The 21415-nt window shown below is 31.9% G+C and carries 26 protein-coding genes; 23 read left to right on the top strand and 3 right to left on the bottom strand.

All coding sequences use genetic code 11. The features are described 5' to 3' along the window. From Q2T46_RS15330 to Q2T46_RS15355, 6 genes are read left to right on the top strand one after another with little or no spacing between them, the layout of a single operon-like run. Window positions 1–735: a Stp1/IreP family PP2C-type Ser/Thr phosphatase gene (locus tag Q2T46_RS15330; protein WP_303264794.1), complete on the top strand. Its 735-nt coding sequence runs from the start codon at window positions 1–3 to the stop codon at window positions 733–735. Window positions 736–739: 4 nt separating this feature from the next. Further along, window positions 740–2641, top strand: a complete 1902-nt coding sequence (gene pknB / locus Q2T46_RS15335; RefSeq protein ID WP_303264793.1) for a Stk1 family PASTA domain-containing Ser/Thr kinase — start codon at window positions 740–742, stop codon at window positions 2639–2641. Further along, window positions 2641–3516 carry a ribosome small subunit-dependent GTPase A gene (gene rsgA, locus Q2T46_RS15340; RefSeq protein ID WP_303264792.1) on the top strand — a complete coding sequence of 292 codons (876 nt, stop codon included), beginning with the start codon at window positions 2641–2643 and terminating at the stop codon, window positions 3514–3516. The genes pknB and rsgA overlap by 1 nt, the downstream gene beginning before the upstream one ends. Before the next feature lie 2 nt (window positions 3517–3518). Further along, a complete protein-coding gene (gene rpe / locus Q2T46_RS15345; protein WP_303265736.1) occupies window positions 3519–4172 on the top strand; it encodes a ribulose-phosphate 3-epimerase in 654 nt (217 codons plus the stop codon). After that, entirely contained in the window at window positions 4169–4804 is a 636-nt protein-coding gene (locus Q2T46_RS15350; RefSeq protein ID WP_303264791.1) for a thiamine diphosphokinase, read from the top strand. Before rpe ends, Q2T46_RS15350 begins: the two co-directional genes overlap by 4 nt. 52 nt (window positions 4805–4856) lie before the next feature. Further along, window positions 4857–5042: a hypothetical protein gene (locus Q2T46_RS15355; protein WP_303264790.1), complete on the top strand. Its 186-nt coding sequence runs from the start codon at window positions 4857–4859 to the stop codon at window positions 5040–5042. Between the two features lie 162 nt (window positions 5043–5204). Here Q2T46_RS15355 and rpmB read toward each other — a convergent pair whose 3' ends face one another. After that, window positions 5205–5396, bottom strand: coding sequence for a 50S ribosomal protein L28 (gene rpmB, locus Q2T46_RS15360; RefSeq protein ID WP_399387663.1), 192 nt, complete (start codon window positions 5394–5396; stop codon window positions 5205–5207). Between the two features lie 244 nt (window positions 5397–5640). On the opposite strand from rpmB, the gene Q2T46_RS15365 reads away from it, so the two are divergent. The 9 genes from Q2T46_RS15365 to Q2T46_RS15405 all read left to right on the top strand — a co-directional run bounded on the left by Q2T46_RS15365 (window position 5641) and on the right by Q2T46_RS15405 (window position 12974). After that, window positions 5641–5991: an Asp23/Gls24 family envelope stress response protein gene (locus Q2T46_RS15365; RefSeq protein WP_013297990.1), complete on the top strand. Its 351-nt coding sequence runs from the start codon at window positions 5641–5643 to the stop codon at window positions 5989–5991. A 10-nt stretch (window positions 5992–6001) separates the two neighbouring features. Further along, the gene (locus Q2T46_RS15370) at window positions 6002–7600 is read left to right on the top strand and encodes a DAK2 domain-containing protein (RefSeq protein WP_303265734.1); all 1599 of its coding nucleotides are present in this window, start codon (window positions 6002–6004) and stop codon (window positions 7598–7600) included. 8 nt (window positions 7601–7608) lie between these two features. After that, window positions 7609–9657 (top strand): ATP-dependent DNA helicase RecG, encoded by a 2049-nt coding sequence (recG, locus tag Q2T46_RS15375; RefSeq protein ID WP_303264789.1) that lies wholly within the window; start codon window positions 7609–7611, stop codon window positions 9655–9657. A gap of 19 nt (window positions 9658–9676) precedes the next feature. Then, window positions 9677–10519 carry a DegV family protein gene (locus tag Q2T46_RS15380; RefSeq protein ID WP_303264788.1) on the top strand — a complete coding sequence of 281 codons (843 nt, stop codon included), beginning with the start codon at window positions 9677–9679 and terminating at the stop codon, window positions 10517–10519. A gap of 67 nt (window positions 10520–10586) precedes the next feature. Further along, on the top strand, window positions 10587–10856 hold the full coding sequence (locus tag Q2T46_RS15385; RefSeq protein WP_311062282.1) for an alpha/beta-type small acid-soluble spore protein: 270 nt from the start codon (window positions 10587–10589) through the stop codon (window positions 10854–10856). A 169-nt stretch (window positions 10857–11025) separates the two neighbouring features. After that, on the top strand, window positions 11026–11253 hold the full coding sequence (locus Q2T46_RS15390) for an alpha/beta-type small acid-soluble spore protein (RefSeq protein ID WP_013297985.1): 228 nt from the start codon (window positions 11026–11028) through the stop codon (window positions 11251–11253). A 211-nt stretch (window positions 11254–11464) separates the two neighbouring features. Then, a complete protein-coding gene (gene rsmD / locus Q2T46_RS15395) occupies window positions 11465–12049 on the top strand; it encodes a 16S rRNA (guanine(966)-N(2))-methyltransferase RsmD (protein ID WP_303264787.1) in 585 nt (194 codons plus the stop codon). Beyond that, window positions 12018–12497, top strand: coding sequence for a pantetheine-phosphate adenylyltransferase (gene coaD / locus Q2T46_RS15400; RefSeq protein ID WP_303264786.1), 480 nt, complete (start codon window positions 12018–12020; stop codon window positions 12495–12497). Before rsmD ends, coaD begins: the two co-directional genes overlap by 32 nt. Before the next feature lie 12 nt (window positions 12498–12509). Next, window positions 12510–12974 (top strand): ATPase, encoded by a 465-nt coding sequence (locus tag Q2T46_RS15405; RefSeq protein WP_303264785.1) that lies wholly within the window; start codon window positions 12510–12512, stop codon window positions 12972–12974. Here the strand turns inward: Q2T46_RS15405 and ylbJ are convergent, their stop codons facing one another. Together ylbJ and Q2T46_RS15415 are read right to left on the bottom strand one after the other, a co-directional pair. Next, window positions 12975–14138, bottom strand: coding sequence for a sporulation integral membrane protein YlbJ (ylbJ, locus tag Q2T46_RS15410; protein WP_303264784.1), 1164 nt, complete (start codon window positions 14136–14138; stop codon window positions 12975–12977). A 61-nt stretch (window positions 14139–14199) separates the two neighbouring features. After that, window positions 14200–15405: a nucleotidyltransferase gene (locus tag Q2T46_RS15415; RefSeq protein ID WP_303264783.1), complete on the bottom strand. Its 1206-nt coding sequence runs from the start codon at window positions 15403–15405 to the stop codon at window positions 14200–14202. A 149-nt stretch (window positions 15406–15554) separates the two neighbouring features. Between Q2T46_RS15415 and pta the strand changes: the two genes are divergently transcribed. The 8 genes from pta to Q2T46_RS15455 form a co-directional block, all read left to right on the top strand. Beyond that, window positions 15555–16541: a phosphate acetyltransferase gene (gene pta, locus Q2T46_RS15420; RefSeq protein ID WP_303264782.1), complete on the top strand. Its 987-nt coding sequence runs from the start codon at window positions 15555–15557 to the stop codon at window positions 16539–16541. A gap of 28 nt (window positions 16542–16569) precedes the next feature. Further along, entirely contained in the window at window positions 16570–17772 is a 1203-nt protein-coding gene (locus tag Q2T46_RS15425) for an acetate kinase (RefSeq protein WP_303264781.1), read from the top strand. Between the two features lie 64 nt (window positions 17773–17836). Next, complete coding sequence (locus Q2T46_RS15430; RefSeq protein ID WP_303264780.1) at window positions 17837–18328, top strand: DUF177 domain-containing protein; 492 nt, start codon at window positions 17837–17839, stop codon at window positions 18326–18328. 12 nt (window positions 18329–18340) lie between these two features. Next, window positions 18341–18523, top strand: a complete 183-nt coding sequence (gene rpmF, locus Q2T46_RS15435) for a 50S ribosomal protein L32 (RefSeq protein ID WP_013297976.1) — start codon at window positions 18341–18343, stop codon at window positions 18521–18523. 106 nt (window positions 18524–18629) lie between these two features. Next, window positions 18630–19220 carry a transcription factor FapR gene (gene fapR, locus Q2T46_RS15440; protein WP_303264779.1) on the top strand — a complete coding sequence of 197 codons (591 nt, stop codon included), beginning with the start codon at window positions 18630–18632 and terminating at the stop codon, window positions 19218–19220. Beyond that, window positions 19217–20218 (top strand): phosphate acyltransferase PlsX, encoded by a 1002-nt coding sequence (gene plsX, locus Q2T46_RS15445; protein ID WP_303264778.1) that lies wholly within the window; start codon window positions 19217–19219, stop codon window positions 20216–20218. The genes fapR and plsX overlap by 4 nt, the downstream gene beginning before the upstream one ends. Next, the gene (locus tag Q2T46_RS15450) at window positions 20205–21206 is read left to right on the top strand and encodes a beta-ketoacyl-ACP synthase III (RefSeq protein WP_303264777.1); all 1002 of its coding nucleotides are present in this window, start codon (window positions 20205–20207) and stop codon (window positions 21204–21206) included. Before plsX ends, Q2T46_RS15450 begins: the two co-directional genes overlap by 14 nt. A gap of 10 nt (window positions 21207–21216) precedes the next feature. Further along, the coding region (locus tag Q2T46_RS15455; protein WP_311062283.1) for a nitronate monooxygenase at window positions 21217–21415 on the top strand (199 nt) is incomplete at its 3' end.

The following is a 21415-nucleotide window of genomic DNA, read 5'->3' on the forward strand; positions in this document are numbered from 1 at the left end:
ATGTTAGTATATGCTTTGACAGATACAGGCAATGTTAGAGAAAATAATGAAGATTCGTATTATATTTCTGATAATAAGAATCTAAATCTTTTTATAGTTGCTGACGGCATGGGTGGATGCAACGGTGGAGAGGTTGCAAGCAAATATGCGGTAGAGACAGTAACTAAGTATTTTTTTGACAATTATGATAATTGTAACAAAGATGACGAATCAATAAAAAAATTTATAAAAGATGCAATAACAACAGCAAATTCTTTTGTTTTTAACAAGTCGTTTTCTGATATAGATTTAACTGGAATGGGTACAACATTAACTTTACTTTTAATAGAAAATGATAACTATTTTGTCGGTCATATTGGAGATAGCAGAGCATACCTCATTAGAGATGGTAGTCTTATTCAAATTACAGAAGATCACTCATATGTGGAAGAACTAGTAAAATTAGGTAGGATAACGCAGGAAGAAGCAAGAATTCATCCGCAAAAAAATATAATAACTAGGGCATTGGGCATTGATGAGGATATAGAAGTTGATATATTTACTGGTAAGGTTTTAAAAAATGATGTTTATTTGTTGTGCACAGATGGATTGACCAACATGCTTACAGATGATTTGATTCTTGAAGAGTTTAAAAATTCTGAAAATATAAACGAAGTATGTGATAATTTAATAAAACTTGCCAAACAAAATGGTGGATATGATAACATTACAATTGTGGCGGTAAAGGAGGCGTGACAATATGATAGGGAGAATGCTTGGCAACCGATACGAGATATTGGAAAAAATTGGTGAAGGTGGTATGGCAAAGGTTTATAAAGCTAAATGCCATCTTTTAAATAGAATAGTTGCCATAAAAATATTGCGCTCTGAATTTGTAGCAGATGAAGAATTTGTGAGAAGATTTAAAAGAGAATCACAAGCAGCAGCTAGCCTTTCTCATCCTAATATAGTAAGTATATATGATGTAGGTCAAGAGGGAGATATTTATTATATTGTAATGGAGTATGTAAATGGTAAAACATTAAAACAATTGATAAGAGACGCTAATGGGCCTTTGCCTTTACCAAAAGCTCTCGACATAACAAGGCAGGTTTGCAGTGCATTGGAACATGCTCATAAAAATCATATTGTCCACAGGGATATAAAGCCACAGAATATACTAGTAACAGATGATAATATTGTGAAGGTTACCGATTTTGGGATAGCTAGGGCTGCAAATGGTTCAACAATAACATATGGTGGCGGAGATGTGCTTGGTACTGCTTATTATTTCTCGCCTGAACAAGCGAAAGGTGCTATGATAGATGAAAAGACTGATATATATTCTCTAGGAATTGTTATGTATGAGATGCTTACAGGTAAAGTTCCTTTCGAAGGTGAAAGCCCAATTTCAGTTGCATTAAAGCATATACAAGAAAATATTGTGCCGCCATCTAAAATAAATCCAAAAGTACCGTACAAACTGGATAAAATAGTATTAAAGGCAACAGAAAAAGATATAAATTTTAGATATAAAAGTGCAAGCGAACTATTAAATGATATTGAGACATATATAAATAATCCAGATAAATTGATTATAGCAGATGAAAATGATAATAATGTAACGCGGGTCATGAAATCTGAAGAAATAAATGAGAAGCTATCAGGAACGAAGACTCTTAAAAAGAAGAAAAAGAGTGGCAAAATTTTTAGAAATATAGGAATTGCATTGCTAATTCTGGCATTAATGGCATCGCTATCGTATGGAACCATGTATTTTTTGAATAACATGGCAATAGCAGATGAAGTAACTGTTCCTAATATAAAAGGGCAAACTCTTGATAAGGCAACAAGCATTTTAGAAAGCAATAATTTAAAATTGAACATAACAGATAGCCAGTACAGCGATGCACCAACTAATACAATTTTATCACAGAATCCGCCAGCTGGGGAAAGGGTAAAGAAAGGAAGTACAGTAAATGTAGTGGTTAGTAAAGGCAAACAGACATCAGTCGTGCCAAATGTTATAGGCAGTGAATATAGGGATGCACAATTAAAAATTAAAAATAGCGGTTTAAATGCTAACTTGATTTGGGATTATAATGACAGCTATCCTAATGGTTATGTGTATGACCAAAATCCAAGGCAAGGTGTTCAAGTTGAAAGCAATACTGTTGTTGATCTTTACGTAAGCAAAGGTCCAGAAATGGTAACAGTACCTAATGTTGTAAATATGTCACTTGACGATGCAACAAAAGCATTGGAAAATGTCGGTCTTAAAGTTGGTAATATAACAACCCAGTCTAGCGATAGTGTGCCTGACAACTTTGTAATAGACCAGAGTATTCCCCAAGGCACCAGTATACAAAAAGGTAAATCTGTAGATTTAATTGTCAGTAAAGCAGTTCAGCAGCAACAGCAGCAATCACAATTACCATCTGATTACAAAACAAAAAATATTACAATAGATTTACCAAATCAAGAAGGGACTATGAAAGTTGATGTTTATGTGATACAAGATGGCAATAAAACATTACAATATTCTAATACTTTTACTTCTGCTGATAGTCCAATAACAGTTCCTGTTAGTGGCAAAGGAAATGTTATTATAGAAGTTGATATAAATGGCAGTATATATAAGACAATGGGGGCGAAATTTTAGTGAGGTTAACTGGCAGAATTATAAGAGGCATTGGAGGGTTTTATTATGTATATACCGAGCATGGCATTATAGAATGCCGTGCTCGTGGTAAATTCAGAATATCAAACATCGTACCAATAGTAGGGGATAATGTTGATATTGAAACAGAAAATTTAAAAGATGGTTTCATAATAAATATACATAACAGAAAAAATGAATTAGTAAGACCGCCAGTATCTAATGTTGATCAAGCAATAATAACTTTTTCTATTGTAAATCCTGTTTTAAATAGACTACAGCTTGATAAAATGATTATATTAACTGAATTAAATGAAATACACCCTGTAATATGTATAAATAAGATTGATTTAGTGACTGAAGATGTTTTTCTACCATTGTATAATTTATATAAAAATTTAGGCTATGACGTTATTGCTACTTCAAAGTTTGATAATAGTGGTATTGATAAGTTAAAGGCAATGTTGATTGGAAAAACTTCGTTTTTTACAGGGCCGTCAGGCGTAGGAAAATCATCGTTAATAAATTGTATACATGGAACTAATAAGCAGGAAATTGGAGATTTAAGCGAAAAGCTGCTAAGAGGAAAACATACTACAAGAAGTGTAGAGCTTATTCCTTTTGAAAACGGCTATGTATTAGATACGCCTGGTTTTACTTCATTAAATTTAGATTTAGATGAAGCTGAACTTAAATATTATTTTAGAGATTTTAAAGAATATGAAACAAATTGCAGATTTAAATCGTGTTTGCACATAAATGAACCTGATTGTGGCGTAAAAATTGCCGTAAGTAATGGGTTAATAGATAAAATACGATATTCTAATTATCTAAATTTATATAATGAGTTAAAGTCTAATAAAAGGAGGAGATATTGAGAATGGAAATTTCTCCATCTATATTATCTGCAGACTTTGGGAATTTACTATCTGATATAAAAAAAGCTGAAAAAGAAAAACCTGAATTTTTACATATAGATGTAATGGATGGACATTTTGTTCCAAATATTACAATTGGCCCGTTGGTATTAAAGGCTTTGAAAGGTAAGACTGATATTCCCTTTGATGTACATTTAATGATAGAAGATCCTGATAAATACATAAAAGAATTTGCCGAAGCAGGGGCAAAAAATATCACGGTTCATCAGGAAGCATGTTTACATTTAGATAGAACGTTGCAGTTTATTAAATCTATTGGTATTATGGCTAGTGTTGCATTAAATCCAGCAACACCGTTAGAAACATTGAAATATGTACTGCCATCGGTTGATATGGTTCTGATAATGACTGTAAATCCTGGGTTTGGGGGACAGGTATTTATAGATGAAATGTATGAAAAAATACGTGAACTAGCATATATTAGAAAAAGTAGAGGATTGAATTTCAAGATAGAGGTTGACGGTGGGATTAATGTAGACAACATCAATGATGTAGTTTTTGCTGGAGCTGATGTGATAGTGGCAGGATCCTCAATATTTGGTAGTGGCGACCCTGGAGAAAATATAAAAAAACTTAGAGGTGCAGTAAAAAGATGAAAACATGCATTATTTCAAATGGGGAGTTTAACGACTCTGATTATATAAGGGAATTAATTAATAATTGCGATTATGTAATTTGTGCTGATGGTGGTGCAAATATTGCATATAAATTAGGAATAGTTCCCAATCTCATTATAGGAGATCTTGATTCGGCAGATAAACAAATTATTGACTATTATAAAAAAGATGGCGTTCAAGTAGATAAATATCCAACAGAGAAAGATGAAACAGATACTCAGTTAGCGACGCTTAAAGCTATAGAACTTGGAACTGATGAAATCATATATATAGCATCAACAGGAAGCAGATTTGATCATTCTATAGCAAATCTGTCACTTCTATTGTACCTACTAAAAAGAAATATAAAGGGAATAATAGCAAGCGAAAAAAATGAAATTCATCTTGTAGATAGGTCTTTAGAATTAGAAGGCAAGATAGGTGACATTGTTTCATTAATTCCATATAGTACAGATGTAAAGGGAATATACACTGATGGATTATATTATTCTTTATCAGGGCAGGATATGTCATTGGATATGCCTTATGGTATAAGCAATGTTTTTATAAATAATAAGATTAAGATTAAAATTGACAGTGGATTATTATTAGTAATAAAATCTAAAGATTAGCACATTACCCTTTCCTTTCGAATAAAATATTATTGTGTAAGGAGGGGGTTTTATGTGGAACAAAATATATAGAAAAATAAGAAACTTAAATAAAAAAATGAATTACTCAATAGGATATATAATTATGGCTTTAGGAATTTTTATTCTTGTAATATACATACCTAGCTGGCTATGGATGGTACTACTAGGTCTATCTGTTATAATGATCGGATATTATATTAATGCATATTTCAAATAGTAAATAAATAGTTTAGAATAGAAATGATAAAGGGGGATAAATATGAGCAAGAAAAAAGAACCGAAAGTCTTTTATTTTAAAATTCCCGGTTTTATTAAAAAATTTTTAAGTTCTATAATCAAAGGTAAAAAATAAAAAGCGTGCATTTATGCACGTCTTTCTTTATATGGCCCTCTTAACCTTCCCTGATTTTAAACATTTCGTACAAACATTTAATCTTACAGGTGTTCCATCAACAATAGCTCTAACACGTTTTAAATTTGGCTGCCATTTCTTTATTGATTTTCTGTGGGAATGACTATATTGATACCCTGCCATTGGTGTTTTTCCACAAACGTCGCATTTTCTCATCATGTGCACCTCCTTTTTGTCAACAATACCATTTTAACAAAAAAATAAATTTTCTTCAAGGTTAATAATTAATGAACTTAATTTATGCATTTACACAACAATGATATTTTAACATTATATTTCATATATGTAAATACTTTTTGAATTAAAATTTAATAAATAGTTCCATAATATAGTAATTATTTTTCCTTTGTTGATGATTTAAACAGGATAAGGTAAAATATAATTATGATAGGAGGTTATATAAATGGATCAAACCAAAAATAACTTAGGTAAAATAGATATTTCTACAGATGTTATTGCATCTATAGCGAGTTATGCGACTTCTGAATGTTATGGTATTGTTGGCTTAGGAAAGCGTGGACCTGATGGACTCATAGAGCTTTTTAAAAATGAACAATCAGGTAAGGGAATTAAGATTACATCAGACGAAGACGGAATGGTTATAGATTTGTACATTATAGTTGAGTACGGTGTAAATATAAAAACTGTTGCAGCAAATATAATTGAAAAAGTTAAGTATACTATAGAGACATTTACTGGAATCAAAGTTAAAAATGTAGTCGTAAATGTGCAGAGCATAAAAGTTGATATCTGAGGAGGAAATACTGTTGGATCATATAGATGGTAAAACTTTAAAACTTTTATTTAAAGGTGGGGCTCAATATTTATCAAATAAATCTGATGAAGTGAATAAATTAAATGTCTTTCCGGTTCCAGATGGTGATACTGGTTCTAATATGGCATACACTTTAAATTATGCTGTTAAAGAAATGGAAAAAGCATCCGATAATATAAACGATATATTAAATAGTCTTTCAAGGGGTGCTTTGCTGGGAGCCAAGGGAAATTCGGGTGTGATTTTGTCACAAATTATTAGAGGATTTGCTAAAAGCCTTTTAAATCACGATATAATCACTACAAAAGATTTTGCAGAAGCGCTAAATATGGGTTCTTCTGTTGCTTATAAAGCAGTGATGAAACCTACTGAAGGGACTATTCTGACTGTTGTTAAAGACTGTGCCAATAAAGCTTTAAAATTAAGCAAAATAAAGGACTTTGAAGTATTTATTGATGGGATTGTAAAAGCTGCTGCAGAATCAGTTGAAAGGACTCCTGATTTGCTACCTGTATTGAAACAGGCTGGTGTAGTCGATTCTGGTGGTAAAGGGTTTTTGTTTATATTGTTAGGAATGCTGGAAACAATAAAAGGACATGAAGTTGTTCAAGAATATACAACAAACGATGTTTCTACAAATGAAGCTGACCTGACAAATATAAATTTCAAATATTGTACGGAAATGCTTATAAATGCCAATTCACAAATGTCTTATAAGTTGAAAAGTGAAATAGAATCTTTTGGTGACAGTTTAATTGTTGTTGGTGATGACGATCTTATAAAAGTGCATATTCATACAAATAATCCTGGTTTAGTACTGCAAGAGGGCTTAAAGTATGGTGATTTATTAAAGGTCAAAATTGACAATATGAAAATTCAACATGAAAATATCATATTGGAAACAAAAAATAATTTAAAACAAGATAATAGTCTTCCTGCTAAAAAATATGGATTTTTGGCTGTATCTCCTGGAGATGGAATAAGTAAAATATTCAAAGAATTAGGATGTGACGTTGTAATTGATGGGGGACAAACTATGAATCCTAGTGCTTTGGATATTTTAAAGGGGTTAGAAAAAATAAATACTGAAAATATAATTGTCTTTCCAAATAATAAGAACATAATCATGACTTGTGAACAAGCCATGTCGATGTCTGATAAAAACATATATGTGATCGCTACTGAAAGTTTCAATCAGGCAGTCAGTGCAATAATAAATGTCGATGCAAATATGAGTATAGATGATGTAATAAGAAGCATAAATGATACAATTGAGAAAATTACAACAATAGAAATAACATATTCTATAAGGGACTCAGTTATTGATGGAATAAATATTAAAAGTGGTGACATATTAGGATTTGTAGATGGTAAATTTACTGCAATTGGTACTGATTATAACGAAGTCGCTTTAAAAATTATAAGCGATAATATATCTGATGATGCTTCTATAATAACTATTTATTATGGTAAAGATGTTTCGAAAGATAAAGCAAAGGACTTACAAGATTTTATTTCATTTGACGGAGATATAGACATTCAATATGGTGGACAGCCCTTGTATTATTATGTAATTTCCATTGAATAGGTGATTATATGGATCTTTCAAAATCTATACAATATGTAAAGGGAGTAGGTCCTAAAAGAGCTATATTATTAAAAAAAATTGGCATAGAAACAGTAAAGGATGCGCTGGAATATTATCCAAAAGAATATGAAAATAGAGATAAAATAATACCAATAGATATGCTTAAGATCGGTGAAAAGCAGACTTTTAAGGCTTATATAGCGGGTAAAGCAAGGGAATATAAAGTAAAAAGATTAACTATTACAAAGATACCTGTTAAAGATGGAAGTGGTGCGGTTGAACTTGTTTGGTATAATCAGCCGTACATAAAGAGCAATTTTAAATTAGGTGAAGAATATATTATAAATGGCAAAGTTTCTTATAAATATGGACAGATATATGTAGAGAATCCGATTATGGATAGAAGCGATAGTCTAAATATCAATGCTGGAAGGATTGTGCCAATATATAAATTAACTGAAGGACTGAGCCAAAAAGTTATAAGGAATATAATTTTCAATCTTTTGAAAGAATATTTAAATGACATAGAAGAAATATTTGATGAAAATTTTTTAGAAGAATATAATTTGCTAGATATTAAAAGTGCAATAAAAAATATACATTTTCCTGAGTCTTCAAAAATGCTTGAAAAATCCAAATATAGACTTGTTTTTCAAGAATTTTTTATTTTGCAATTAGGGTTAGCTTTGATAAAAAATAAATACAATGAAGGAAAAACAGGTATAAAGTTTAAACGTGTCGATTTAAAAGATTTTTTTAGCAAGTTAAAATTTCGCCTTACACAAGCGCAGGAGAGAGTTTTAAATGAAATACTTGATGATATGTGTTCAGGGAAAGTAATGAATAGGCTTTTGCAAGGCGATGTTGGCTCAGGAAAGACGATTATAGCAGCAGCAGCCATGTATGTCGCTGTGAAAAACGGATATCAGGCTTCTATAATGGCTCCGACAGAAATACTTGCAAAACAGCATTATTATACTTTAAAAGAACTATATGACGAATTAAATATAAAAATTGAATTGCTTACTGGAAGTATTGGTACTAGAAAGAAAAACAATATTATTGAGGGAATTAGAAATGGCGAAATTGATATATTAGTTGGTACTCATTCTTTAATTGAGGAAAATGTACAATTCAAAAATTTAGGTTTAGCAATAACTGATGAGCAACACAGGTTTGGCGTTCGACAAAGAGCCGTATTTAAAGAAAAAGGTGAACAAACGGATGTCTTAGTGATGACGGCAACGCCTATACCAAGAACATTGGCACTTATGTTATATGGTGATTTAGATATATCTGTGATAGATGAATTGCCACCGGGACGAAAGAAAATAGAGACATATGCAATAAGTGCTACTTTAAGAGATAGAGCATATAAATTTGTCATAAATGAAGTAAAAAAAGGACGTCAAGCGTATATTGTTTGTCCATTAATAGAAGATTCAAACCTGATTAATGCAAAATCGGCAGAAGTTGTATATGAAGAGATTTACAAAGGGGTTTTTAAAGAATTTAGAGTTGGTTTAGTACATGGTGGAATGAACTCAAATGATAAGAATAAAGTTATGAATGAATTTGTTAATGGGAAAATAGATATATTAGTGTCTACAACGGTTATAGAAGTTGGCGTGAATGTGCCAAATGCTTCAGTTATTGTTATTGAAAATGCTGAAAGATTTGGGTTGGCACAACTTCATCAATTAAGAGGACGTGTAGGAAGATCATCGCATCAATCTTATTGTATCCTTATAGCATATTCATATTCAGATGTTGTTAAAAAAAGATTGAAAGTGATGACTGAAACTAATGATGGTTTTAAAATTGCTGAAAAAGATTTGGAAATAAGAGGACCAGGTGAATTTTTTGGTGTAAAGCAGCATGGATTGCCAGAATTGAAATTAGCAAATATTTTTGAAGATATTGAAATATTGAAATTGGCTCAAAAAGCTGTTGAAAAATTTTTAAACAACGATATTACATTCAAAAGGCATGATAAGATGAAAGCCGAACTAATTGAGCGATTTAAAGATAAATTGGAAGGGATTGTATTAAATTAACATGAGGGAGGAAATCAAAATGAGCAAGATTGCTATAGTTACAGACAGTGTATCAGATATACCTGATGACATAGTAAAATTGTACGATATTTATGTTGTTCCCTTGACTATTGACATTGATGGTGTATCTTACAAAGATGGGATAGATATAAAAAAAGATTATTTCTACGATCTGTTAAATTCAGGGAAAACGCCGACAACATCTCAAATATCTCCAATTGAATTTATGGAAGTTTTTAGCGATTTATTAAAAAGCTATGATGAAATTATCTGCATTCTATTGTCATCTAAATTGAGTGGTACATACCAATCAGCATTATTGGCTAAAGAAAACTTAAAAAATTCAAAAATAACAGTGCTCGATTCGAAAAACTTTTCGTTAGGTTCTGGACTTTTAGTTATAGAAGCTGCTAAAATGGCTCGAAACGGTAGTACAAGAGATGAGATAGTTGGCAAAATCAATGACATGATACCAAAAATAAGTTATATAATGATTTTTGATTCTTTAGAATATCTTTATAGAGGTGGAAGATTAAAAAAATCACAGGCTATACTAGGTAGTATTTTAAATATAAAGCCTATTTTAGTCAATAATGATGGAGAGTTAGAAATAAAAGATAAGGTACGAGGAAGAAAAAATGCAATAAAGTGGATAATAAACTATATGAAAGAAACAAATGTTAATTTCAAAAGAAAGGAGATAGGATTGCTGCACACTGATAGAGAAGAGTTTATGCTTGAAATTGAAAATGCCATTAGAAACGAGTTTGGAGTTGCGAATTTTATTAAGAATAGAGCTGGTTGCTCAGCTGGCGTTCATGCAGGTCCATATGCAGTTGGTATATTTTTTGAATTAGATTAAATAATAAACCATTTTTATCACCTTTATACAATTTTGCTAATGAAATTATAGTTTATAGAAATTCTTTTTGGGTAAATTAATATTGAAATCATTAAATGGAGGTGATAAAAATGCAGCAGGTTCAGAGACAAAGAATCCGCTTGTAGTAAGAGAAGCAAAGCAAGCTATGAGCAAATGGAAATATGAAATAGCAAGCGAACTTGGAATAAATCCTCCAGCCGATGGTTATTGGGGTACACTTACATCCCGTGATTGCGGTGCTGTAGGTGGCCATATGGTAAGAAAAATGATCCAAATGGCTGAAAGCCAAATCGCTAATAAAGGTACACTTAGATAATAAAAAGATACCCTTCGGGGTATCTTTTTTAAATAAACTTATTTACGAAAAATAAATTATGTAAAATTAAAAATTAAATATCGTTTTATATATATGAAAATATTAACATGTATATATAAATTGTATATGGATAAATTAATATTGAAATCATTAAATGGAGGTGATAAAAATGGCAGCAGGTTCAGAGACAAAGAATCCGCTTGTAGTAAGAGAAGCAAAGCAAGCTATGAGCAAATGGAAATATGAAATAGCAAGCGAACTTGGAATAAATCCTCCAGCCGATGGTTATTGGGGTACACTTACATCCCGTGATTGCGGCGCTGTAGGTGGTCATATGGTAAGAAAAATGATCCAAATGGCTGAAAGCCAAATCGCTAATAATGGAACATTGAAATAGTTAAATAAAAGGGTAGCCTGTATGGTTACCCTTTTTAATTAAAATAATCCAGGTAGTTGACTACCTGGATTGGGAGAGGAGAAATTGAAGGAAGAATTTTGGGGAAATTGGTTTCCCAATTATATTATTTTCCATATTTCAAATTTTTTATACATTATTTTGTATCTTATCGTAAAATATGCTAAAATATTTTAGTATTGGAGGTGTAATTTTGAGGGTTATATCTGGAAAAGCCAAAGGTAGAAAATTAAAATGCCCACCAGGAAAAGCAATAAGACCTACATCTGACATGGTTAAAGAGTCATTATTTAATATTATTGGTGCTGATATATATAATTCAAGATTTTTAGATTTATTTTCTGGAACTGGAAGTATCGGTATCGAAGCATTAAGCAGAGGTGCTAATATTTGCTACTTTGTAGAAAAAGTATATAATAATATTAAATATATAAACGATAATATAAAGTTACTTGATTCAACTGACAATGCAAAAGTTTTGCATATGGATGTCCTTGATGCTTTATATTATTTCAGCAAAAATAACATTAAATTTGATATTATATACATAGATCCACCATACTACAAAAATTTATATGTGGAACCATTAAATAAAATCAGCGAATATAAACTATTGGATTCATGTGGTTACATAATTGTTGAACATCACAAAAATGATATTTTAAATGATAAATATGGAAACTTGCAAAAAGTTAGAGTTAAGAAATACGGCGAAACTGTATTAACTTTTTATAAGGAGGCAGCAAATGAATATAGCAGTGTATCCAGGGAGCTTTGATCCAGTAACAAATGGACATTTAGATATAATTAAAAGAGGGGCAAAAGTTTTCGATAAATTAATTGTAGCAGTGTTAATTAATCCATCAAAAACTCCTATGTTTTCAGTAGAAGAGAGAGTTGAAATGTTAAAAGAAGTAACATCTGATATTGAAAATGTGGAAATCGATTGTTTTTCTGGTTTGCTTATTGAATACCTAGAAAAAGTTAATTCAAAAATAATTGTTAAAGGCTTACGAATGGTTTCAGACTTTGAATATGAATTTCAGATGGCATTGATAAATAAAAAGCTTAATCCCGAAGTCGAAACAATATTTTTTATGACCAGCAATAAATATGGCTATTTAAGCTCTAGCATAGTAAAGGAAGTCGCAAGTTTTGGGGGGTGTTTATCGGATCTCGTTCCAGATTCAGTTATAAAGCACATATTTAAAAAACTAAAAAAATAAGGGGGCATTTTATTGGAAGCGACTGATAACCTTGAGGTTTTAGAATTATTAGATACATTAGAAGACTACATAGAGAATAGTTCTACGATACCATTATCACAAAAAACATTAGTAAACAAAGAGGAAATTCTTGAAATTATAAAGCAGATAAGAATTAAAATTCCTGATGAATTAAAAAGGGCTGAATGGATCAAGCAGGAAAGACAAAAAATATTGATTGAAGCACAGCAAGATGCAGAAACAATTTTAAAAGAGGCTGAACAAAGAATAAATCAAATGGTAAACGAAAGTGAAATAGTTAAAAAAGCTGAGAAAAAAGCGTCAGAAATTATAGCTCAAGCTCAGACAAATGCTAAGGAAATTAGACTTGGAAGCAAAGATTACGCTGATGAGTTATTAGCTAAACTTGAAAAAAATGTTACAGAACTTTTAAATACAATAAAAAACAATAGAGATGAGCTAAGAGGCATAAAATAATCATGCCTCTTTTTTTGTCAACGATAAGATGATTATCAGAAAAATTATCGTCAACAACAGTGCAATAAATATGTATGATGAGGTTTCAAACATGTTTAACATAGTTTTTACATTTCCTTGAAAGAAAACTTCTGATACCGAGGTCTCACCAATGTTCATAAATTTCAGAAATATATAAGAAAATAATGCAGCCATAATGCTATGTATTATTTTTGCAATGAAATACGGGAAGTAATTTATCTTTGTACTGTTTATAACGCCTATTACCTGACCATGAGTTGAAAAACCACCCCATGCTAATATTGAGCTTACTAAGATGACTTTTTGAAATAATGGCGCTGTTGCTTGGCTAATCAAGCTGGAACCTATTGTTATTTCCATTAGTCCACTAATATATCCCGGTATTAAGCTCTTATTAAATCCTATTATTTCAAAAACAGGTGCTAGTATTTTTCCTATAATATTAATTAATCCGTAAACTTTTAAGAATTCTATTAAAACAGAAAAAGCAATTATATATCCACCAATGACGATCATTGTGTTCATGGATGTTGTAACAGCAGTACCTAAAATTTCACCAAAATTAGTATTAATATAATTAGATTTGTTTTTAGCGCCTTTACTTAAATTAAAATTCTTTCTATTTTCTTCCTTAAACTTATGTTTTCTAAATATGATACCTGTTGCAAATGAGCCCAGGTAATTTGATAACATTACAATATATCCAATTTTTGGGTTGTTAAACATGCCCATAGCAACAACACCTAGCATGAATAGCGGGCCTGAGTTGTTGCAAAATGTCATCAATCTTTCTGCTTCCGATGTGTTTAAAAGTTTTTCTTCCCATAATCTTTTTATTACTTGAGCTCCGACAGGATAACCAGACGTATAGCCGACTGCCATAGCAAAAGCTCCATTTCCAGAGACATTAAACAAAGGCCGCATTATAGGTTCTAAAAATTTTCCAATGTTTTTTACGAATCCTAGCTGTAACAATAATTCAGAGCCAATAAAAAATGGAAGCAAAGCAGGAAATACTGTAAACAGCCATAAATTAATTCCTGCTTTTGCTGCTGAGAGAGAATTTTTTGGGAATACAATAATTGAAACAACAATAAACAGTACTGATATAACTAGAAGATTTCTTGATTTATTTTCTTTCAAAATATTTCCCCCTTTTATGTTTCCACATTATATTTTTATTTAAAAGGGGATGATAAAATGACTATTTTATTACAATAAACTTTTTGGTAAAATCTAGTCCTGACACTGAGTCATTCTCATATGCTAGAGTATATATGTCAGTTGCTTTAATATCCTTTTCGAACATATATGTATCAGACAATATTTTTTTATAGTTTGAAACCTTTGTTATAATTGGTATTTCAGTCTTATTTTTAATCATCTTTAAAAGTTCAAGGCCCTTTTTATTCGCCCCTAATATTCTTATGTAGTTTGGGCCATCGTACCTTGAATATATATTGGATTCTATGCCTAATAAAACATGCAGTAATATTCTTCTTATTCTGCTTTCTGTGTACCTTTTAGTTTTTATATAGCCTATGATTTCATCTACATTATTGAAAAGGGATGAAGCCCTTTTAATGCGATTTTGCAATCCTTCTGTAACATCAAAAACATTTTCGATACTATAATTGTTTCTTAGCAGATATGTTATTATATTGCTAAAATTCTCTAGAGTGACTGGTCCATGACCTTTATCAATACAACTTTTTAAAATTTCAATAGAATATTCTGGCATATACTTGCTCAATACAGAGTAATCTTTATTTATTATAACTTCTCTTAAATATGTAGCACTAGCAAAAGAATCCTCCGCTTTCATAGAATTATATCCAGGGCCGAGTCTTTTTATGGTTACAGGCTTGATATTGCTATTTATCTTTATCAAGCTTTTTATGTATTCAATGCCAAGTATGTTATTAGGATTTCCAACTATATCATTAATATTTGCTCCAAAATACTCTGACAGAGCTATTTCACGTGCTTTTGCATAAGTTATTCCTCTTTTTAAATAACTTTTTAAAATCACTTTATAATCTTCTGGTTCGTTTAAAAGGAATTTTGATATTTTATATAATTTATCAATTGAACCCAATTCACTCCCAAATGAAATATAGTCAATGACATTTAGTGAATCTAACAGCTTTACTGCTCCATATGCGAAATTTTCTGCTGTAGAGACTGCATATATTGTTGGCAATTCTATTACTAAGTCAATGCCTGATAATAATGCGGTTTCTGCTCTTGACCACTTGTCAATAATAGATGGTATTCCTCGTTGAACAAAGTTACCACTCATAATTGCAATGACAAAATCTGCACCTGTTGTTTCAATTGATTTTTTTATATGGTATATGTGCCCATTGTGGAGAGGATTATATTCTACAATTACTCCCAAAATACTCATTATTAAAAACCTTTCTAAAAAATGTTTGTTTTTTACTTATTATTTTATAAAAAATATGTTAAAATGTAAAATGTGTATACAATATATTTCTCCATTTTTAATTTTGGAGAAAATATTAACATAAATAATTAAAAGGAAGGGAAGATTTTATGAGTATTATTCAAAACATTATTGAAAAAGCAAAAAGCAATAAAAAGAAAATAGTTTTGCCAGAAGGTGCAGAGCCAAGAACGCTGAAAGCGGCCGATATAGTGCTGAAGGAAGGGATTGCAGATTTAATCCTTTTAGGAAACGCAGATGAGATAAGAAACGCTGCTGGAGGATTAGATATCTCAAAAGCCGAGATTATCGATCCTCTAAAGTCAGAAAAATTTGATAAATATGCAAGTGACTTCTATGAACTCAGAAAAAGTAAGGGGATTACGCTGGAAAAAGCTAAAGAGACTATTAAAGATAATATTTATTTTGGCTGTATGATGGTAAAAGAAGGTTATGCAGACGGATTGGTATCTGGAGCTATTCATGCGACTGCTGATTTACTAAGGCCAGCATTTCAAATTATAAAAACAGCGCCAAATGCAAAGATTGTATCAAGCTTTTTTATAATGGAAGTTCCTAATTGTGAATTTGGTGAAAATGGAGTATTTTTGTTTGCTGATTGTGCTGTTAATCCGTCACCAAATGCAGAAGAACTTGCATCTATAGCAGTACAATCTGCAAATACTGCAAAAACTTTATTGGGGATGGAACCAAGGGTTGCTATGCTTTCATTTTCAACGAAAGGCAGCGCATCACATGAATTAGTCGATAAAGTGAGAACAGCTACTGAAATTGCTAAAAATTTGATGCCAGATGTAGCAATAGATGGTGAATTGCAATTAGATGCTGCACTTGTTAAAGAAGTAGCCGAGTTAAAAGCACCTGGAAGTCCTGTTGCAGGACGTGCTAATGTGCTTATATTCCCTGATTTACAAGCAGGTAATATTGGTTATAAGCTCGTACAAAGATTGGCAAAAGCAAATGCTATAGGTCCGATAACGCAAGGAATGGGAGCACCTGTAAATGACTTATCTAGAGGATGCAGCTATAAAGACATTATTGATGTAATTGCTACAACGGCTGTACAAGCTCAATAAAAAAGCTATGGTATGGAGGATGAAAATTATGAAAATACTTGTTATAAATTGTGGAAGTTCATCATTAAAGTATCAATTAATCGAATCAAAGGATGGAAATGTTTTAGCTAAAGGCCTTGCTGAAAGAATAGGGATAAACGATTCGCTTTTAACACACAATGCAAACGGCGAAAAAATAAAAATAAAAAAAGATATGAAAGACCACAAGGATGCAATTAAATTAGTTTTGGATGCATTGGTAAATAGTGATTACGGTGTTATAAAGGATATGTCAGAAATTGATGCAGTTGGACATAGAGTTGTACATGGAGGAGAATATTTTACTTCATCTGTTCTTATAAATGATGATGTTTTAAAGGCGATAACAGATTGCATAGAATTAGCTCCTCTGCATAACCCCGCAAACATAGAAGGAATTAAAGCCTGTAAGCAAATTATGCCAGACGTTCCAATGGTTGCTGTTTTTGATACAGCCTTTCATCAGACAATGCCTGATTATGCTTATCTTTATCCGATTCCATATGAGTACTATACAAAGTATAAAATTAGAAAATATGGATTTCATGGTACATCCCATAAATATGTTTCACAGAGGGCGGCAGAAATACTTAATAAACCTATTGAAAGTTTGAAAATTATAACATGCCATCTTGGAAATGGTTCAAGCATAGCTGCAGTTAAAAATGGAAAATCAATAGATACAAGCATGGGATTTACACCGTTAGAAGGTTTGGCTATGGGAACACGTTCAGGAAGCATTGATCCATCTATAATTTCATATCTAATGGAGAAAGAAAATATTACTGCAGAAGAAGTAGTCAACATATTGAATAAAAAGTCAGGCGTATATGGTATTTCAGGAATAAGTAGTGATTTTAGAGATTTGGAGGATGCTGCTTTTAAAAATGGTAACAAGAGAGCACAACTTGCATTAAATGTATTTGCATATCGTGTAAAAAAGACAATAGGCTCTTACGCAGCAGCAATGGGTGGTGCTGATGTCATTGTGTTCACGGCAGGTATTGGTGAAAATGGTCCTGAAGTAAGAGAGTTTATACTTGATGGATTGGAATTTTTAGGTTTCAAACTAGACAAAGATAAAAATAATGTAAGAGGTAAAGAAGCTATAATATCGACCGCAGATTCAAAGGTATATGTTATGGTTGTGCCGACTAATGAGGAGTATATGATTGCAAAGGATACTGAAAAGATTGTAGAGAGTATAAAATAGTATTCTTGACAAATGTTTACCCCATTAGTATAATTAATTTTGGCAATTATATTGGGGTGAGAAAATGAAAATAGATTTATCAAAGATTAAGGGACATAGGGGACGTAGCATTGAAGTTAATTACGTTGAAAATTTAAGTGTTCTGGAGGTAAATAACAACAGCTACGTAGTCAGTAAACCAATCAGTGTTACAGGAAACATAACGCATGATAGTGAAGGTATAATTTTAAAGCTCTTAGTCCGTGGCGCTATTAAAGTTACATGTGATAGATGCCTTGAGGAATTTGAGCACGAATTTATAATTTCAATAGATGAAATCTTAAATGAAGCTGATGAAGACTATTCATATGAAGTAGAAGATGACAAATTAGATTTAACTAAGATTGTCATTGAAAATGTAGAACTTTCTCTTCCTATGAAGTTTGTTTGCTTACCTGGTTGTAAGGGTCTATGTCCTATTTGTGGTAAAAATCTTAATCATGAAAAATGCGATTGCCAAATAAAAGAAGTTGATCCACGCCTTTCAGTTTTGAATAAATTACTGCAGAAAATGTAGGAGGTGTATTTTATGCCAGTTCCAAAGCGTAGAACATCGAAAGCAAGAAGGGACAAAAGAAGACATAGTCATAGTTTGGCAATACCTGCTTATGTATTATGTCCACAGTGCCATGAGCCAAAGTTACCTCACAGAGTTTGTTTAAGCTGTGGTTATTATGATGGCAAAGAGGTATTGAAAGTAGAAGAAAAGTAATGGAGTTAACTCTATTACTTTTCTTTTTATTTCTTGACTTTTATATATTCTGTAATTTATAATTATGAGTAAGTCATAAAAACAACTTATATTTGGAGCTGATAATGTGGCCACCAAGCTAAATAAAAAAGAGAGATTAAGACAATTAAAGATTGAGATAGATAAAAATCCATTTTACACTGATGATGAGCTTGCTGAGCTGTTTTCAGTAAGCGTACAGACAATAAGACTTGACAGGATGGAACTTGGAATCCCAGAGCTTAGGGAGAGAATTAAAAATGTTGCAGAAGAGAACTATCGTAAAGTAAAAGCGATAGTTGGAAGTGAGATAGTTGGTGAGCTTATCGATTTAGAACTGGGCAAAAGTGGCATATCTGTTTTTGAGCCGACACCTGATATGGCTTTTCTAAAGACAAAAATTATTAGGGGACATTATATATATTCACAGGCAGAGTCTTTGGCGATTTCTGTAATTGATGCTGATGTTGCGTTGATAGGCGTAGCAAATATAAAATATAAATATCCAGTAAGGATAGGTGATCGTCTTGTTGCAAAGGCAGAGGTTATCAGAAGAAGAGGGAATAAATATTTCGTATGGGTTATGATAAAAGTAAAAAATAAGGAAGTTTTTAGAGGTAAGTTTATTTTAGTATCATTAGAAAGTGATAATACTGAAAAGGAGATGCAACAATCTTGAGAATAGCAGTTGATGCTATGGGTGGCGATTATGCACCACTTGAAATAATAAAAGGGGCTTATAAGGCTTTAGAGAATTTTAACATAGAAATTGTCCTTATAGGGAATAAAGACCATTTAGATAAATATGTTAAAGAACAAAAAGGTTTGACTGTAGTACATACGACAGAAATGATCACAAACAATGAACCACCCGTGGCGGCAATCAGGAAAAAGAAAGATTCTTCTATGGCGGTTGGTATTGATATGCTAAAGAAAGGAGAAGTAGATGCTTTTTTATCAGCAGGAAATACGGGTGCATTGATGGCTGGTTCGCTTTTAAAAATCGGTAGAATTAAAGGAATAGACAGACCCGCCTTGGCTCCGATTTTACCAACATTAAATGGTGCTACAATTTTGCTTGATGCAGGATCTAATACTGATTGCAAACCAATAAATCTGTTTCAATTTGCTGTAATGGGAAATGTATATGCACAAAAGATGTTAAATATAGATAATCCTAAAATAGGCTTATTTAATATAGGAGCAGAAGAAGAAAAAGGAAATGAACTGACAAAACAGGTATACGATTTAATCAAAAATTCCCAGTTAAACTTTATTGGTAATGTTGAAGGCAGAGATATAGCGTATGGAATTGCTGATGTTGTTACTTGTGATGGATTTGTTGGTAATGCAATATTGAAGTCAATGGAAGGAACTGCATCTGTAATCTCTTCATTGTTAAAACAGGAGCTTCAAAGAAATTTATTGACAAAACTAGGTGCAATTTTAATTTATAATGGTTTGAAAAATATTGTTAAGAAGATGGATTATACGGAATATGGCGGGGCTCCACTTCTTGGTATAAAAAAACCAGTTATTAAAGCACATGGGAGTTCAAAATCAAAGGCAATTTTTAATGCCATAAGACAGGCAAAGACGATCGTTGAAATGGATGTCATATCTCACATACAAAGGGAAATAGAATTGATTGGAGATGATATAAGTGTCGCAAAATAATACTTTTAAGGCTGGTATTCTTGGGACAGGGAGTTTTCTTCCAGAAAATAGGTTGACAAATAAAGATTTGGAAAAGATGGTTGATACATCTGATGAGTGGATTGTATCTAGGACAGGCATAAAAGAAAGGCGTATAGCTCCGCCATCTATGACAACATCGTATATGGCAACAGAAGCTGCAAAAAAGGCTATTGAAGATGCTAAAATAACTGCTGAAGATATAGATTTAATAATAGTTGCGACTGTAGTTCCAGATATGAACTTCCCATCTACAGCATGTCTTGTGCAAGCGAATATTGGTGCTATAAAAGCAGCAGCATTTGACATAGAGGTTGGCTGTTCCGGATTTATATATGGACTTTCTATTGCGAAACAGTTTATTGAAAATGGTACATATAAGAATGTACTTGTAATAGCTGCTGATGTGCTTTCTAAGATAACAAACTGGGAAGATAGAAATACTTGTGTTTTATTTGGGGATGGTGCCGGAGCTGCAATAGTAGGACAAGTAAAAGATGGATATGGAATTTTAGATAATTTTATTGGTGCTGATGGAAAAGATGGCATGCATCTTTATATGCCTGCTGGTGGCTCACGAATGCCTGCTTGTGAGGAATCTGTTAAGAATAAACTGCATACAATTCACATGAATGGACAGGAAGTTTTTAAATTTGCCGTAAATGTTATGAATACTGCTACTATAGAAGTTTTAAATAGATGCGGATTAAAACCCGAAGATGTAGATATTTTTATACCGCATCAGGCTAATATCAGAATAATAGATGCAGCAATGAAAAAATTAAAATTGTCTAAAGAAAAAGTTTTTATAAATCTCGATAGGTATGGCAATATGTCCGCAGCGTCTGTTGCTGTTGCATTGGATGAAGCTTTGAAAGCTGGTAAAATAAAAAATGGTGATATTATACTGATGGTAGCATTTGGAGCTGGCTTGACATGGGGTTCAACTGTAATAAAGTGGTTTAAATAGGGGTGAAAATATGTTAAATACAAAAATTACGGATTTATTTGGTTTGAAATATCCTATATTTCAAGGTGGAATGGCATGGGTTGCAACGGCTGAGTTAGCTGCTGCAGTTTCAAATGCCGGCGGTCTTGGTATTATTGGTGCAGGGAATGCACCTGCAAGCTTTGTAAGAGAGCAAATACAGAAAGCCAGAACATTGACTGATAAACCTT

Origin of the sequence: Thermoanaerobacterium sp. CMT5567-10, from assembly GCF_030534315.2 — a bacterium.
Lineage (GTDB): Bacteria > Bacillota > Thermoanaerobacteria > Thermoanaerobacterales > Thermoanaerobacteraceae > Thermoanaerobacterium.

Coding starts and splice junctions, on each gene's coding strand:
- Q2T46_RS15390 (WP_013297985.1), top strand. CDS start 11,026: ATGGCAGCAGGTTCAGAGACAAAGAATCCGCTTGTAGTAAGAGAAGCA.
- Q2T46_RS15425 (WP_303264781.1), top strand. CDS start 16,570: ATGAAAATACTTGTTATAAATTGTGGAAGTTCATCATTAAAGTATCAA.
- pta (WP_303264782.1), top strand. CDS start 15,555: ATGAGTATTATTCAAAACATTATTGAAAAAGCAAAAAGCAATAAAAAG.
- Q2T46_RS15330 (WP_303264794.1), top strand. CDS start 1: ATGTTAGTATATGCTTTGACAGATACAGGCAATGTTAGAGAAAATAAT.
- pknB (WP_303264793.1), top strand. CDS start 740: ATGATAGGGAGAATGCTTGGCAACCGATACGAGATATTGGAAAAAATT.
- Q2T46_RS15380 (WP_303264788.1), top strand. CDS start 9,677: ATGAGCAAGATTGCTATAGTTACAGACAGTGTATCAGATATACCTGAT.
- Q2T46_RS15350 (WP_303264791.1), top strand. CDS start 4,169: ATGAAAACATGCATTATTTCAAATGGGGAGTTTAACGACTCTGATTAT.
- Q2T46_RS15365 (WP_013297990.1), top strand. CDS start 5,641: ATGGATCAAACCAAAAATAACTTAGGTAAAATAGATATTTCTACAGAT.
- recG (WP_303264789.1), top strand. CDS start 7,609: ATGGATCTTTCAAAATCTATACAATATGTAAAGGGAGTAGGTCCTAAA.
- coaD (WP_303264786.1), top strand. CDS start 12,018: ATGAATATAGCAGTGTATCCAGGGAGCTTTGATCCAGTAACAAATGGA.
- rpmB (WP_399387663.1), bottom strand. CDS start 5,396: ATGATGAGAAAATGCGACGTTTGTGGAAAAACACCAATGGCAGGGTAT.
- rpmF (WP_013297976.1), top strand. CDS start 18,341: ATGCCAGTTCCAAAGCGTAGAACATCGAAAGCAAGAAGGGACAAAAGA.
- Q2T46_RS15415 (WP_303264783.1), bottom strand. CDS start 15,405: ATGAGTATTTTGGGAGTAATTGTAGAATATAATCCTCTCCACAATGGG.
- Q2T46_RS15355 (WP_303264790.1), top strand. CDS start 4,857: ATGTGGAACAAAATATATAGAAAAATAAGAAACTTAAATAAAAAAATG.
- rpe (WP_303265736.1), top strand. CDS start 3,519: ATGGAAATTTCTCCATCTATATTATCTGCAGACTTTGGGAATTTACTA.
- Q2T46_RS15430 (WP_303264780.1), top strand. CDS start 17,837: ATGAAAATAGATTTATCAAAGATTAAGGGACATAGGGGACGTAGCATT.